The sequence below is a fragment of the Nevskia soli DSM 19509 genome (assembly GCF_000711955.1).
In the GTDB taxonomy this organism is placed as follows: Bacteria; Pseudomonadota; Gammaproteobacteria; order Nevskiales; family Nevskiaceae; genus Nevskia; species Nevskia soli.
Genome location: NZ_JONR01000014.1, coordinates 116,921 through 131,314 on the forward strand (window position 1 = coordinate 116,921; position 14,394 = coordinate 131,314).

Annotated in this window: 14 protein-coding genes; 10 read left to right on the forward strand and 4 right to left on the reverse strand. The window is 66.9% G+C overall.

The genetic code is table 11. From position 1 onward, the window contains the following. Window positions 1–56 precede the first annotated feature (56 nt). On the forward strand, window positions 57–458 hold the full coding sequence (locus BP26_RS0108590) for a hypothetical protein (protein ID WP_029920166.1): 402 nt from the start codon (window positions 57–59) through the stop codon (window positions 456–458). On the opposite strand, the gene BP26_RS0108595 is transcribed toward BP26_RS0108590, so the two are convergent. Continuing rightward, on the reverse strand, window positions 459–809 hold the full coding sequence (locus BP26_RS0108595; RefSeq protein ID WP_029920167.1) for a hypothetical protein: 351 nt from the start codon (window positions 807–809) through the stop codon (window positions 459–461). An 8-nt stretch (window positions 810–817) separates the two neighbouring features. After that, window positions 818–1,252: a preQ(1) synthase gene (gene queF / locus BP26_RS0108600; protein ID WP_029920168.1), complete on the reverse strand. Its 435-nt coding sequence runs from the start codon at window positions 1,250–1,252 to the stop codon at window positions 818–820. Between the two features lie 404 nt (window positions 1,253–1,656). Here queF and smc point away from each other — a divergent pair, with 404 nt between their 5' ends. The 3 genes from smc to ligA are packed head-to-tail and all read left to right on the forward strand — an operon-like array spanning window position 1,657 to window position 8,046. Beyond that, window positions 1,657–5,178 carry a chromosome segregation protein SMC gene (gene smc / locus BP26_RS0108605; RefSeq protein ID WP_029920169.1) on the forward strand — a complete coding sequence of 1,174 codons (3,522 nt, stop codon included), beginning with the start codon at window positions 1,657–1,659 and terminating at the stop codon, window positions 5,176–5,178. Between the two features lie 21 nt (window positions 5,179–5,199). After that, complete coding sequence (locus BP26_RS27480; protein WP_084182922.1) at window positions 5,200–5,943, forward strand: cell division protein ZipA; 744 nt, start codon at window positions 5,200–5,202, stop codon at window positions 5,941–5,943. Between the two features lie 42 nt (window positions 5,944–5,985). Beyond that, entirely contained in the window at window positions 5,986–8,046 is a 2,061-nt protein-coding gene (gene ligA, locus BP26_RS0108615; RefSeq protein ID WP_029920171.1) for an NAD-dependent DNA ligase LigA, read from the forward strand. A gap of 107 nt (window positions 8,047–8,153) precedes the next feature. Here the strand turns inward: ligA and BP26_RS0108620 are convergent, their stop codons facing one another. Continuing rightward, window positions 8,154–8,423, reverse strand: a complete 270-nt coding sequence (locus BP26_RS0108620) for a BolA family protein (protein WP_029920172.1) — start codon at window positions 8,421–8,423, stop codon at window positions 8,154–8,156. Then, on the reverse strand, window positions 8,413–8,961 hold the full coding sequence (locus BP26_RS0108625) for an inner membrane-spanning protein YciB (protein ID WP_029920173.1): 549 nt from the start codon (window positions 8,959–8,961) through the stop codon (window positions 8,413–8,415). Before BP26_RS0108625 ends, BP26_RS0108620 begins: the two co-directional genes overlap by 11 nt. A 99-nt stretch (window positions 8,962–9,060) precedes the next feature. On the opposite strand from BP26_RS0108625, the gene BP26_RS0108630 reads away from it, so the two are divergent. The 6 genes from BP26_RS0108630 to rluB all read left to right on the forward strand — a co-directional run bounded on the left by BP26_RS0108630 (window position 9,061) and on the right by rluB (window position 14,264). Beyond that, entirely contained in the window at window positions 9,061–9,696 is a 636-nt protein-coding gene (locus BP26_RS0108630) for an L-threonylcarbamoyladenylate synthase (protein WP_029920174.1), read from the forward strand. 65 nt (window positions 9,697–9,761) lie between these two features. Next, the gene (locus BP26_RS0108635; RefSeq protein WP_029920175.1) at window positions 9,762–10,427 is read left to right on the forward strand and encodes a site-2 protease family protein; all 666 of its coding nucleotides are present in this window, start codon (window positions 9,762–9,764) and stop codon (window positions 10,425–10,427) included. Between the two features lie 21 nt (window positions 10,428–10,448). Continuing rightward, complete coding sequence (trpS, locus tag BP26_RS0108640) at window positions 10,449–11,477, forward strand: tryptophan--tRNA ligase (RefSeq protein WP_029920176.1); 1,029 nt, start codon at window positions 10,449–10,451, stop codon at window positions 11,475–11,477. After that, a complete protein-coding gene (locus tag BP26_RS0108645; RefSeq protein WP_029920177.1) occupies window positions 11,474–12,346 on the forward strand; it encodes a segregation and condensation protein A in 873 nt (290 codons plus the stop codon). The genes trpS and BP26_RS0108645 overlap by 4 nt, the downstream gene beginning before the upstream one ends. Beyond that, entirely contained in the window at window positions 12,343–13,473 is a 1,131-nt protein-coding gene (scpB, locus tag BP26_RS28380; protein ID WP_084182923.1) for an SMC-Scp complex subunit ScpB, read from the forward strand. The genes BP26_RS0108645 and scpB overlap by 4 nt, the downstream gene beginning before the upstream one ends. After that, window positions 13,470–14,264 (forward strand): 23S rRNA pseudouridine(2605) synthase RluB, encoded by a 795-nt coding sequence (gene rluB / locus BP26_RS0108655; RefSeq protein ID WP_051748687.1) that lies wholly within the window; start codon window positions 13,470–13,472, stop codon window positions 14,262–14,264. Before scpB ends, rluB begins: the two co-directional genes overlap by 4 nt. Window positions 14,265–14,394 lie beyond the last annotated feature (130 nt).

A 14,394-nucleotide genomic window follows, 5' to 3' on the forward strand; every position in this document is an offset into this window, starting at 1 on the left:
CGGCTCTTTCCGCCGATGCGTTAAACTAGCCCGGCGCGCGTTTTCCCGGAGTCGCCATGCTTGGTCTATGGAGTGCCTACAGCCAGATCTTCCTGGTCGTGCTGGCCTGCGTCACCAGCCTGGTCTTTGCCCTGCCGATCTTTCTGGTGCCGCTGACCTGGGCCCGCTGGTTCGGCTGGCGCATTCCGCAGGAGCGGGATCTTGCGATCTACTTCGGCCGTTGCCTTGGCGCTTTCATCCTGGTGATCGAGGCCTTGATGTTGCGCGCCGGCCTCAGCGGGGTGGGGTTGTTGTTCACCTATCAAGCGCTGCTGGCCGTCGCTTGCATGATGGTGGTGGTGCACATCTGGGGTGCGCTACTGCGCATCCAGCCGCTCAGCGAAACGCTGGAGATCGGCATGTACGGCGGCATGTTCCTGCTCAGTGTGCTGTTCTATCCCCTGCACGCCGCGTCTTGATCAATCCGCCGCGTTGAAATTGCGCCACCAGCCGCCGCTGATGACGAAGCGCGGAAAGGTGACGAACTGCTCCGCGAGCACCCGCCGCACATAGTCGCGCGCATCGGCGAACGGCTGCGGCGGCGTGCCTTCCATCTCCTGGCCCTTGGCCTGCAGGAATAGCGAAGCAGCCATCAGGATGGCGCCGCCGAGCGCGTGTACCAGCCCGGCGAAGACCAGCGGCACCACGAAGTTCACCGCCCCGATCCAGAACAGCGGCACCGCCACGATCTTGATCAGCAGGTGGTTGCGGTTGCGGTGCGTGCCGTCGTAACGGCTCCACTGCCATTCCAGCAATTCGGAAAAGGTCATGTGGTGACTCAGACGCCGGGCGTCTGGCCGGCGCCGGTGGGGTCGACATGCCAGGCGGACGGCGGCAGCACCGTGCCGGTCTTCCAGCCGCGCCCGGCATGCTCGGCCACCACGTGGGTGTAGATGCCGCCGCGCACGTTCCACACCGCGGTGAGGCGCATGAAGCGCGGCTTGGTGGCGGCGACGAGGTCGTCGAGGATCTTGTTGGTCACCGCCTCGTGGAAGGCGCCCTCGTTGCGGAAGCTCCAGATGTAGAGCTTGAGCGACTTCAACTCGACGCAGGTCTTCTCCGCCACGTACTCCAGGTACAGGGTGGCGAAATCCGGCTGGCCGGTCATCGGGCACAGGCAGGTGAATTCCGGCATGCGCATGCGGATGACGAAATCGCGGCCGGGGTTCGGATTGGGGAAGGTATCGAGTTTTTTGCTGGGTTTTGTTGCCATAACGGGGTCTGGTAGCGCTTATTTGGTCGCTGCGACGGCTTCTGTTTTCGTGCAGCGCAAGGAGAGAGGAGCGTAGTGTACTTAACGTACATAAGCGACGATCGACGCGGCGATGTGCGAAAACAGAAGCCGTCCCGAAGGGTTGCGCCCCAAATTGCGCCATGCTGCGTTGTCGGCCTTGCCCATAGAGTCTATGGGCAAGCGGCCTCCGCCTTGCCTGGCGCAATTTGGGACTGCAACGCAGCGATCAAATAAGCGCCACCAGACCCCATTTTGCCAATTTTGCCAGGGGGGCGGGGGCCGGCTGTTCACATGCCTGCAATCCTTTACACTAAGCCCTTTCCAGAACTCATGACCTGGGCGGGCTTTTGCACCGCACAGGCCCCAACAATTCAAAGCCGTAAATGCGCTTATCCGGAATCAAGCTCGCCGGGTTCAAATCCTTTGTTGACCCGAGCAGCCTGCCATTGCCCAGCAGGCTCACGTCCGTCGTCGGCCCCAATGGCTGCGGCAAGTCCAACATCATCGACGCGGTGCGCTGGGTGCTGGGCGAAACCAGTATCAAGAACCTGCGCGGCACCGAGACCGAGGACGTCATCTTCAACGGCTCGCGCACGCGCAAGCCGGCCGGTCGCGCCAGCGTCGAGCTGCAGTTCGACAACAGCGACTTCCAGATCACCGGCCCCTATGCAGCCTACGCCGAAATCGCCGTCAAACGCGAGCTGACCCGCGACGGTGGTTCGCAGTACTACCTCAACGGCCAGAAGTGCCTGAAGCGTGACGTCACCGACCTGTTCCTCGGCACCGGCCTCGGCGGCAAGAACCAGTACGCCATCATCGAGCAGGGCATGGTCTCGCGCATGGTCGAGGCCAAGCCGGAAGAGCTGCGGCAATGGCTGGAGGAGGCGGCCGGCATCTCCAAGTACCGTGAGCGCCGCCGCGAAACCGAATCCCGCATCCGCCAGACCCGCGAAAACCTCTCGCGCCTCCAGGATTTGCAGGGCGAACTTACGGCAAGACTCGAAGTCTTGGCCAAGCAGGCCTCCAACGCCGAAAAGTACAAGCAATTCAAGGAAGAAGAGCGCAGGCTTAAAGCGGAAGTGCTGTTGCTGCGCCTGCGCGCCCTGGATGCCCAGGCGGTGGTGCAGGAAACCGCCATCACCGAGCACGAGCAGCAGCTCGAAGCCGCCCGTGCCGCCGTGGTCGCCGCCGAAGAAGCCCGCGGCGCCAATGAGGGCTCCGTGCGCGAGGCCGGCACCGCGCTGAATGCGGAGCAGGCGCAGGTCTACGAGGCCGAAGCCGCCCTGGCGCGCCAGGAACAGAACCTGGCCCATGCCCGCGAGATGAAGAACCTGCGGGTGCGCGAGCTGGAGCAGCTGGAAACGGCCCTGGCCGAATTGCAGCGCCGGCGCCAGCAGGAATTGCAGCGCCAGCAGGGCCTGACCGAGGCGGTCGGCGCGGCGCAGACCCGCGTTGCCGCCGCCGAGGAGCAGGAGCAGGAAGCCCAGTACCGCCTCGCCACGGCCGAGCAGACCCTGGTCGACGAGCAGGGATTGTGGGAGGAATTTTCACAGCGTTCGCAGGCGCCCTTGCTGGAAGCCGAAGGCGAACGCGTGCACGTGCAGGGCCTGGACCGCGCCCGCCAGCAGATCGAGGAGCGCCTGCGCCGCCTGCAGGGCGAGCGCGGCGGCCTCGATGCCAGCCCGATCCAGGCTTCGCTGGCCGACGCGGAAGCCGAACTGGCCACGCTCGACCAGGAACTGGGCGAAGCCCAGGCCAAGCTGCAGAACGCCGATCGTGAGCTGCAGGCCCTCCGCGACCAGCGCGCCGCGGTGGAAACCGCCCTGCACGAATCGCGGCAGGCGTTGCAGAGCGCCCGCGGCCGTTTCGCCTCGCTGGAGACCCTGCAGCAGGCCGCCCTGCGCGAGGACGATGCCGAACTGACCGGCTGGCTGCGCACCCATGACTGGGCGGAGCTGCCGCGCCTGGCCTCGGCGCTGCAGGTCGAAACCGGCTGGGAAGCCGCCGTCGAACACGTGCTCAGCGGCCTGTTGCAGGCGCCGCTGCTGCCGGACTGGAGCGAGATGCAGCGCGCCCAGCCGGTCGGCCCCAAGGCCGGCGCCCTGCTGCTCCACGGCGAAGCCGGATTCGCCGAGGAAGCCGGCACCCTGGCGGCCAAGGTCACCGGCCCCGCCGCCGTGCTGGACTGGCTGTCCCATATCCGCATCGCCGACAACGCCGAAGAGGCGATGCGCTTTGCCGCCAACCTCACTCCCGGCGGCTCGGTCATCACGCCGGACGGCGTCTGGCGCGGCCGTTCCTGGCTGCGCTACCCGCGCCTGGATCCGGCCCATTCCGGCGTCATCGCGCGCGGCCTGCTGCTGAAGCAGCTCAAGACCCAGGTCGAGGAACACACCCAGTCGGTGCAGACGCGCGAACAGGAGCTGAACGAACTGCGCGCGCGCCAGACGCAGATGGAGAACGAACGCCGCAGCCTGGTGGTGCGCACCGACCAGTCGCGCATGCGCCAGGCCCAGCGCATGGCCGAGCGCCAGGCCCAGGCCGTGCGCCTGGAGCAGACCGAATCGCGCCTGCGCGCCCTGACCCAGGAAATCGACGCCCTGGCGGCCCAGGCCAGCCAGCAGACGCAGGAGCTGGAAACCTCCCGCGCCCGCCTAGTCGGCCTGGAGGAAACCGCGCAGCGCCTGAACATCGAGCGCGGCGACCGCAATCGCGCCCTGGTGACGGCGCGCGAGGCCCTGCAGCAGGCCCGCGGCGCGGCCCAGACCGCCGCGCAGCAGCGCGGCCAGACCCAGGTGCAGCTCGCCGGCCACAACAGCGCCCTGGCGGCGGTGGAGCAGGCCCTGCGCTCCCTGGCCGAGCAGGTCGAAGTGGCGGAAACGCAGCGCAGCGCGCGCCGCGCGGCCGGCGAGGAGCTGGATACCCCCATCGCCGAGCAGACCGCCCAGGTCGAAGCGGCGCGCGACGCGGTGCAGACCGTGCGCGAGCGCCTGCGCCTGGCGCGCGACCGGCAGGTGGCGGCCGAAGCCGCCCTCGGCAACGCGGTACGTGCCGTGCATGCCGCCGAAGCCGCCAAGGAGGCCGCGCAGGAAGCCTTGCAGCGCCTGCGTCTGGAATTCGAGAACCTGCGCGCCCGCCGCGACGGTGTGGAAGCGCAGTTCGCCGAAACCGGCTATGGCCGCGCCGAGCTGGCGCCGGAACTGGACGAAAACGCCACGGCGACGGTGTGGGAAGAGAAGGTGGCGCAGATCGGCCGCCGCATCGACCGTCTCGGCGCCATCAACCTGGCGGCGATCCAGGAACTGGACGAGGGGCGCGAGCGCGAGGCCTACCTGATCGCGCAGCACGCCGACGTCAGCCAGGCCCTGACCACGCTGGAAGACGCGATGCGCAAGCTCGACAACGAGACGCAGGATCGCTTCAAGACCACCTTCGACAAGGTCAACGAGATCTTCAAGGCGCGCTTCCCGCAGCTGTTCGGCGGCGGCGAGGCCTATCTGGAGCTGACCGGCGACGACCTGCTGGAAACCGGCGTGCGTGTCATGGCCCGCCCGCCCGGCAAGCGCAACAGCTCGATCCAGATGCTGTCCGGCGGCGAGAAGGCGATGGTGGCCGTGGCCCTGCTGCTGGGCCTGTTCCAGCTCAACCCGGCACCGTTCTGCCTGATGGACGAAGTGGACGCGCCGATGGATGATGCGAATGTGGGCCGTTTCTGCGAAGTGGTACGCGAAATGGCGCAAAACGTTCAATTCATTATCATTACGCATAACAAGATCACCATGGAGCTGGCCGAGCACCTGCACGGCGTCACCATGCAGGAGCCGGGCGTGTCGCGCCTGGTAAGCGTGGACGTGCAGCAGGCCGTCCAGCTGGCGGGCCAGAACGAGGCTAGGGCTGAGGCGTGACAAGGGCTGAGGCGTAAACAAATGAGTCCATTGCAGTGGGCGTTGCTGATTTTCGGGGTGGTGGCGGTCGTCGCCGTCTATCTCTATTCGCGCCGCGATCGCCGCGCCATGGAGGGCTCCAGCGAGCCGGATGAGCCCTTGCTGCCGCCGGCCAGGGCCAAGGATCGCCAGCTCGACATCTTCAACAGCGAGAACCAGCAGTTCGACGAATTCGGCGTGGGCAAGCCGCGCCGGGTGGCGCCGAGCTTCGACGCCGCCGGCAACGAGATGCCCGCCCCGGCCGCCGAAGGCGGCGCTGCGGCGCCGATCGGCGCCGCTTCGGCCAGGAAGACCCCGACGGTGGCGCCCCGCGCGCCGGTCAGCGAGAAGATCGTGTCGCTGCTCATCGCCGAGCGCGAGGGCACCCACATCCTCGGCGGCCAGATCCACGATGCCCTGCGCGCCCAGCGGCTGGAATTCGGCGCGCGCCAGATCTATCACCGCATGCTCGGCACCGAGCCGGTATTCAGCGTCGCCAGCCTGCTCAAGCCGGGGCACCTGGATCCGGCCCAGGCCGACAGCTTCTCCACGCCCGGCCTGACCCTGTTCATGGTGCTGCCCGGCCCGCAGAAGCCGGCGGAGGCGATCAAGGACATGCTGACCACGGCCGAGCGTCTGGCCCGCGCGCTCAACGCCGAGGTCTATGACTCCAAGCGCAAGCCGCTGTCGCCCGGCGCCGCGCGCAACCTGCAGCTCGAAGTGGAAGCCTGGGCCGCGAACGGTTAGGTCTGTTCAGCGCTGGATGAATCACGCCCAGGGGGTAATGACGTGACCGCTCCCGCCAAGCGCGCCGCCGAGCTGCGCCAGCAGCTGGACGAGGCGAACCACCGCTATTACGTTCTCGACGATCCGAGCCTGCCGGACGCCGAGTACGACCGGCTGTTCCGCGAACTGCAGGAACTGGAAAGCCGGCACCCCGAGTTGCGCACCGCGGATTCGCCGACGCAGCGCGTCGGCGGCGCGGCGCTGAAGGAATTCGCGCCGGTCACGCACCGGCAGCCGATGCAGTCGCTCAACAACTGTTTCAGCGAGGAGGAACTGGGCGAGTTCGATCGCCGCGTGCGCGAGGGCCTGGGTCTGGAAACGGTCGAGTACGTGGCCGAGCCCAAGCTCGACGGGCTGGCGGTGTCGCTGATCTACGAGGACGGCGTGTTCGTGCAGGGCGCCACCCGCGGCGACGGCGAAACCGGCGAGGACATCACCGCCAACCTGCGCACCATCCGCCGGCTGCCGCTGTCCCTGCGGCAGGGCAAGAAGCATCCCGCACCGAAGATCATCGAGGTGCGCGGCGAGGTGTATCTGCCCCGCGCCGGCTTCGACCGGATGAACGCCGAGGCCGCGGCGAAAGGGGAGAAGCTGTACGTCAATCCGCGCAATGCCGCCGCCGGCTCGCTGCGCCAGCTCGATCCGAAGAATACCGCCGCGCGGCCCCTGGCCCTGTATGCCTATGCGGTCGGATTCCAGCAGGGCTGGACGCAGCCCAAGACCCATCATGAAGTGCTGGCCCTGCTGCGCGAGTGGGGCTTCCCGGTTTCCGACCTGATCCAGGTGGTGCAGGGGCCCGCCGGCTGCCTGGCGTACTACCGGGACATGCAGGCGAAGCGTGCCGGCCTGGGTTTCGATATCGACGGCGTGGTCTACAAGCTAAATGACCTGGCCGGGCGCGATGAGCTGGGTTCGGTGTCGCGCGCGCCGCGCTGGGCCATCGCGCACAAGTTTCCCGCGGAAGAAGCGGTGACGCTGCTGGAGAACGTCGAATTCCAGGTCGGTCGCACCGGCACCCTGACGCCGGTGGCGCGGCTCAAGCCGGTATTCGTCGGCGGCGCCAACGTTTCCAACGCCACGCTGCACAACATGGACGAGGTCGAGCGCAAGGATGTGCGCATCGGCGATACGGTGATCGTGCGCCGCGCCGGCGACGTCATTCCCGAGGTCAAGGGTGTGGTGCTGGAGCGGCGTCCCCACCACGCGCGCAAGGTCGAGTTGCCGCTGACCTGTCCGGTGTGCGGCGGCCATGTCGAACGCGCCGAAGGCGAGGTGGCGGCGCGCTGCACCAACGGACTGTCCTGCCGCGCGCAGCTGCACGGCGCGCTGCAGCACTACGTCTCGCGCAAGGCGATGGACATCGAGGGTCTCGGCGAGAAACTGCTGGCGCAGTTGATCGATATCGGCCTGGTGCGGGCGCCGGCGGATATCTACAGCCTCGATGCGGAACAACTCGCTGCCCTGGAACGGATGGGCGAGAAGTCCGCCGAGAACGTGGTCGCGGCCGTCGAGAAGAGCAAGGACAGCCGCTTCGACCGCTTCCTCTACGCCCTCGGCATTCCGGATGTCGGCGAGACCACGGCGCGCGACCTGGCGCGGCATTTCGGCACGCTCGACGCGCTGATCGAGGCGACGCAGCGCGATCTCCTCACCGAGGGCGACGAGGCGGTCAAGCCCAAGGACCGCTACCCCGAACTGCGCAAGGTTCCGGACGTGGGGCCGATCGTCGCCGCGCACCTGTGCCATTTCTTCGCCGAGCCGCGCAACCGCAAGGCGATCAAGGCATTGCTCGACGCCGGCATCCACTGGCCGCCACCCAAGGCCGCCGCCAGCGGCCCGCTCAGCGGCAAGACCCTGGTCATCACCGGCACCTTGCCGGGCATCAGCCGCGACGAGGCCGGCGCGCTGATCGAAGCCAATGGCGGCAAGGTTTCAGGGAGCATCTCCGCCAAGACCGATTACCTGCTGGCCGGCGAGGCCGCCGGCTCGAAGCTGGCCAAGGCCGAGAAGCTGGGGGTGCCGGTGATCGACCTGGCCGGCCTGCGCGCCCTGATCGAGGGCTGATGCGCTTTCGCGGGTCGGGTTGAACGCAGTGAAACCCGGCGCTTCATGCCCCCGCCGGGATTCGTTGCGCTCATCCCGGACCACGGAAAATACGGAAGCTGCGGTACCTAACCGTTGTCCGTGACTTCCTCGGGCGCCCGCGCCACGATCGACAGCGCATGGATCTCCTCGCGCATCTGCTCGCTCAACGCTTCGTACACCATGCGGTGGCGGGCGATCAGCGGCTTGCCGGCGAACGCCGGGCAGACGATGAACACGCGGAAGTGGCCGCCGTCGGCGTGGGCATGGCCGACATGCTTGTGCCCCTCGTCCTCGATCTCCAGCCGCAGCGGCTTGAGTTCGTCCTGCAGCTTCTGGCGGATGCGTTCAACGCGCATGGTCTTTTTCCGGATCGGACTCCAGGTAGCGCGCCAGGAACGGCGCCTGCATCAACATGAATACCACCGGCAGGAATACCGAGGCAAGCTTGAACTTGACCCAGAACGCCTCGCTGAAATTCTGCGCGATGTACAGGTTCACCGCGGCCAGCAGCAGGAAGTAGATCACCCAGGCGAGGTTGAGGCGGCGCCAGACCGCGTCCGGCAACTTGAGGGCCTCCTGCGGGATGCGCGCCAGCAGCACCTTGTCGCCGATGAAATGGCTGGCCAGCAGGGCCGCGGCGAAGAATACGTAGACCAGGCTGAACTTGAGCTTGATGAATTCCGGATTGTGCAGGTAGATGGTCATCCCGCCGAATACCGCCGCCATGATTGCCGTGACCAGTTGCATCTTCTGCACCTTGCCGGTGCGCAGCCAGGAGATCGCTACCACGGCAAAGCAGGTGACGATCAGCACGCCTGTAGCGACATAGATGCCGCGCAGGAAATAGGCGGCGCCGAACAGGACGATGGGCAGCAGGTCGATCAATGCATTCATGGGGCGATTATATCTACCGTCAATGGAAAATCAGGCAAGTGCCGCTGGTCAGATGACGCTTGCGATCACCTGGATTCAATAATCTGCGAAAATTACCGGATGTCCGCTGAATGGCTGGAACTTCATCCGATCGATCCGCAGAAGCGCTGGCTGCAGCGCGCGGCGGACCGCGTTCGCGCGGGTGACGTGATCGCCTATCCCACCGATTCCTGTTACGCCCTGGGCTGTCATCTGGGCGACAAGGATGCGGCGGAGCGCATCCGCAGGATCCGCCAGTTCGACAAGCACCACATGTTCACCCTGGTGTGCCGCGACCTGTCGGAGATCGCCACCTACGCGCGGGTCGACAACTGGCAATACCGCCTGCTCAAGGCGCTGACACCGGGGCCGTACACCTTCATCCTGGAAGGCTCGCGCGAATTGCCCCGCCGCTTGGTCCACGAGAAGCGCAAGACCATCGGCATCCGCGTGCCGGAGCACAAGGTGACCCAGGCCCTGCTGGAGCTGCTGAACGAGCCCCTGATGAGCTGCACCCTGCAATTCCCGGACGCCGAGGAGCCGGTGAGCGACCCGAACGACTACCGCGCCGAGCTGGAACACCAGGTCGACCTGGTGCTGGACGGCGGCCCCTGCGGCCTGCAGCCGACCACGGTGATCGACCTGACCGGGGACGCCCCGGTGCTGGTGCGGCAGGGTCGGGGGGATGTATCGGGCCTGGGGCTGGCCGAAGCCTGAAACCCGGCTTGGCCGCGGCGCCCTTTGTGCCGGATTTATGACCGCCCGGACGGTATAATCGATCGATGGATGCTTCGCTGAATATTGTCCAGACCCTTGCAGTCTGGGCGCTCCCCGTCATTTTCGCCATTACCTTGCACGAGGTCGCGCACGGCTGGGTGGCGCGCTCGCTGGGCGATGCCACGGCCTACAAGCTGGGGCGGCTGAGCCTGAACCCGCTGCGGCATGTCGATCCGGTGGGGACGGTGCTGGTGCCGGGCGTCCTGCTGGCCATGGGCGGGGGCTTCCTGTTCGGCTGGGCCAAGCCGGTGCCGGTGGACTGGCGCAATTTCCGCAAGCCGCGGACGGACATGGCGGTGGTGGCCGCGGCGGGGCCCTTGTCGAACCTGGCAATGGCCATCTGCTGGGGCCTGGTATTCAAGCTCGCCGCCGATACCGGCGCCCAGGAGGGCGTATGGTACGGCGTCCGCCTGATGGGACGGGCCGGCATGGTCATCAATGTCTCGTTGATGGTGCTGAACCTGCTGCCGCTGCCGCCGCTGGATGGCGGGCGCGTCCTGATGGGCGTGCTGCCGCCGCGCGCCGCCTTCCGCTTCGCCAGGATCGAGCCCTACGGCATGTTGATCCTGGTCCTCCTGGCGGTCAGCTCTTTGCTGGGCAAGATCCTGTACTGGCCGTTCGTGCTGTCCCTGGTGGGCATTTCCCGGATGCTCGGCATCAATCCGTTTTAGGCCGTACTTTTTCCGATCCGCATGAACGCGACCCCCCCTCCACGCCCCGTCGTCCTTTCCGGCATCCAGCCCTCGGGCCGCCTGACCATCGGCAACTACCTGGGCGCGATCAAGAACTGGCTGCCGCTGCACGCGCAGTACGACTGCTACTACATGCTGGTGGACCTGCACGCCATCACCGTGCGCCAGGACCCGAAGGTGTTGCGCGAGCGCTGCTACGAATTCATGGCGCTGTATATCGCCTGCGGCCTGGACCCGGCGCAGAACGTGCTGTTCGTGCAGAGCCACGTGGCGGCGCACGCGCGCCTGAGCTGGGTGCTCAACTGCTACACGCAGATGGGCGAGCTGAACCGCATGACGCAGTTCAAGGACAAGTCGGCCAAGCACGTCGACAACATCAACGCCGGCCTGTTCGACTACCCGGTGCTGATGGTGGCGGACATCCTGCTCTACGACACCGCGCAGGTGCCGGTGGGCGACGACCAGAAGCAGCACCTGGAACTGACCCGCGACGTGGCGATCCGCTTCAACAACATCTACCTGGAACAGAACGGCGGCCAGCCGGTGTTCCGGGTGCCGGAGCCGATGATCCCGCCGGTGGGCGCGCGCATCATGGGCTTGCAGGAACCGACGGCGAAGATGAGCAAGTCGGACGATGCCGAGACCAACGCGGTCTACCTGCTGGATCCGCCCGACGTCATCGCCCGCAAGATCAAGCGCGCCGTCACCGACATGGACGGCAGCATCCGCTACGCCCCGGTCGAGAAGCCGGGCGTGTCCAACCTGTTGTCGATCCTCTCCGCCACCGGCGGCGAGTCCATCGCCGCGCTGGAGGCGCGCTTCGCCGGGCAGGGCTACGGCGCGCTGAAGGGCGCCACGGCCGAGGCGGTGGTGGAATGCCTGAAGCCGGTACAGGCGCGCTACAACGAGCTGCGCGAGGATCGCGCCGGCCTGCAGCGCGTGCTCAAGGATGGCGCCGAGCGCGCCGCCCTGCGCGCCGACGCCACGCTGAAGCGCGTGCATGACGTGCTCGGATTCATCCCGCAATGAGCGAGAACGAGATCGAAGCCATCGACAGCGAGGCTCCGGCTCCAGCCCCGGCTCCGGCCGATGGCGCGCCGCCGCCGCACGCCGTGGCGCGCTGGCATGGCGAAGACCTGCTCAAGATGCCGGAGGATCTGTACATCCCGCCGGATGCGCTGGAAGTCTTCCTCGAAGCCTTCGAAGGGCCGCTGGACCTGCTGCTGTACCTGATCCGCAAGCAGAACCTGGACATCCTCGACATCCCGGTGCTGAAGATCACCCAGCAGTACATGGATTACATCGCGCTGATGCGCGAGCTGCGCCTGGAGCTGGCGGCGGAATACCTGGTGATGGCGGCCTGGCTGGCGGAAATCAAATCCCGCATCCTGCTGCCGCGTCCGCCGGCGGTGGAAGAGGAACTGGGCGATCCGCGCATGGAGCTGGTGCGCCGCCTGCAGCAGTACGAGCGCTTCAAGACCGCCGCCGAAAACCTGGATGCGATGCCGCGCGTCAGCCGCGAGATCTTCCTGGCGCAGGCGCGGCCGGACAAGATCCAGAGCGATGCGCCGTTGCCGGTGCCGGGCATGCGCGAACTGATGCTGGCGTTCCGCGAAGTGCTGCTGCGTGCCGATATGTTCAAGCACCACACGGTGGAAGCCGAGCCGCTGTCGGTGCGCGAGCGCATGAGCCGCATCCTCGACCGCCTCCAGGCGGGCCCAGCGCGCTTCGACGAGCTGGTGGACCTGACGGAAGGCCGCGCCGGCGTGGTGGTGTGCCTGCTGGCGATCCTGGAACTGGTCAAGGCCGGACTGCTCGAAATCGGGCAGCCGGCGCCGTTCGCCCCGCTGACGGTGGAAAACGCGCGGGCGCGTGAAACTGCGATTGAGGAATCATGAACGATACACCCGAAAAGGACCTCGACGAGGCCACCGCCGAACCGGCCGCCGAGACGACGCAAGCCTCGCCCGGGAAGCCGGCTGAGCATGGGTCAGAGGCGCCGGAGCAGGCAGCGGATCAGGTGCACGAGCACACCGATGAAGGCACGGCGGAACCTGTCGCGGAGCAGGCGGAAGCCGAACATCAGGATCAACTTCCCGAGCACGTTGCGGACCAGTTGCCCGAAGAGCCGGTGGCCGAACAAGGCTACGGCCGCCGTCTGGAACTGATTCTGGAAGCGCTGCTGCTCGCAGCCGATGCGCCGCTGCCGCTGGAACAGATGCAGAAGCTGGTGGCCTCGGAATTCAACCTCGGCCGCAAGGACCTGCGCGCCGCGCTGGAGCGCATGAGCGCCCGCTATGCCGACACCGCCTGCGAGCTGCAGGAAGTGGCCAGCGGCTGGCGCCTGCAAGTACGGGCGGAATTCGGCGAGTGGGTCGGCCGCCTGTGGCAGGAGAAGCCGCCAAAGTACTCGCGCGCCCTGCTGGAGACGCTGGCGCTGATCGTCTACCGCCAGCCCATCACCCGCGGCGAGATCGAGGATGTGCGCGGCGTGGCGGTGTCCACCAACATCCTGCGCACCCTGCTGGAACGCGGCTGGGTGCGTGAAGTGGGCCACAAGGAAGTACCGGGCCGCCCGGCGCTGTACGGCACCGCGCCGCAGTTCCTCGACGACTTCAATCTCAAGTCCCTGGACCAGTTGCCGACGCTGCCGGAGATCAAGGACCTCGACCAGCTGGAAGCGGCGATGAAGCGCCTCGGCCAGAATGCCGATGCGGTGGCCGAGCTGCGCGCCGAGCGCGAGGCAGCCGAAGATCCGATGAATGCCGGCGCCGCGCTGCCCGAGTCGCACGATGACGGTTCCGTCGTTCATGAAGCGCTCGATGAGGAGGCGCCCGAAGAAGGGACGATCGACGAAGGAATGGTTGACGACGACATGCCGCTGGACGAAGTGCCGCATGACGAAGGCGTGCACGATGAAGGCGTGCACGACCATGATGTGCATGATGAAGGCGCGCACGAAGCGGACGTTGCGGATGACGGGACAGAAGATCCCCCGCGGTCCGACGGCGCGGTCTCCCATTGAGCGAGCGCATCCAGAAAGTTCTGGCGGAAGCCGGCGTGGCCTCGCGCCGCGCCATCGAGACCCTTATCGAAGAGGGGCGCATCAGCGTCAACGGCGAGCCGGCCACCCTGGGCCAGAAGATCGACGCCAAGGACCGGGTCAAGGTCGACGGCAAGGCGGTGCGCCTGGGCGCCAGGCAGGCCGCGACCCGGGTGCTGCTGTACAAGAAGCGGGTCGGCGAACTGGTGACGCGCGACGATCCCGAAGGGCGCAAGACCATCTTCAAGAAGCTGCCGGACCTCGAAACCGGCCGCTGGATCGCGGTCGGCCGCCTCGACATCAACACCTCCGGCCTGCTGCTGCTGACCAACGACGGTGAACTGGCGCGGCGCCTGACCCATCCGAGTTTCGAGATGGAGCGCGAGTACGCGGTGCGCGTGCTCGGCGAGATGACCGATGAGGTGCTGCGCAACCTGCGCAAGGGCGTGATGCTGGAAGACGGCATGGCGCACTTCGACAGCTTCGTGCGGGGCGACAACGAGGACGGCGAGGGCGCCAACCAGTGGTGGCGCGCCACCCTGAAGGAAGGTCGCAACCGCGAGGTGCGGCGCCTGCTCGAATCGCAGGGCCTGCAGGTGAGCCGCCTGATCCGCGTGCGCTACGGCCCCATCGAACTGGGCCGCGGCGTCAAGTCCGGCGGCTATCGCGAGCTGACCCCGGACGAAATGAACCGTCTGCTGACCCAGGTCGGCATGGAACGGGACCGCAAGAAGTCCGAGCGGAAAACTTCAAAGCCGAAGCCGCGGGGTTGAGAAGCCGCGCGGCTGAGAAGCTCAACCCAACGGCGTCATACCGGCGAAAGCCGGTATCCAGGGGTTCGGAGTGCATCCTTTCGCTGCTCTGGATACCGGCTTTCGCCGGTATGACGGCTTTATTCGGATT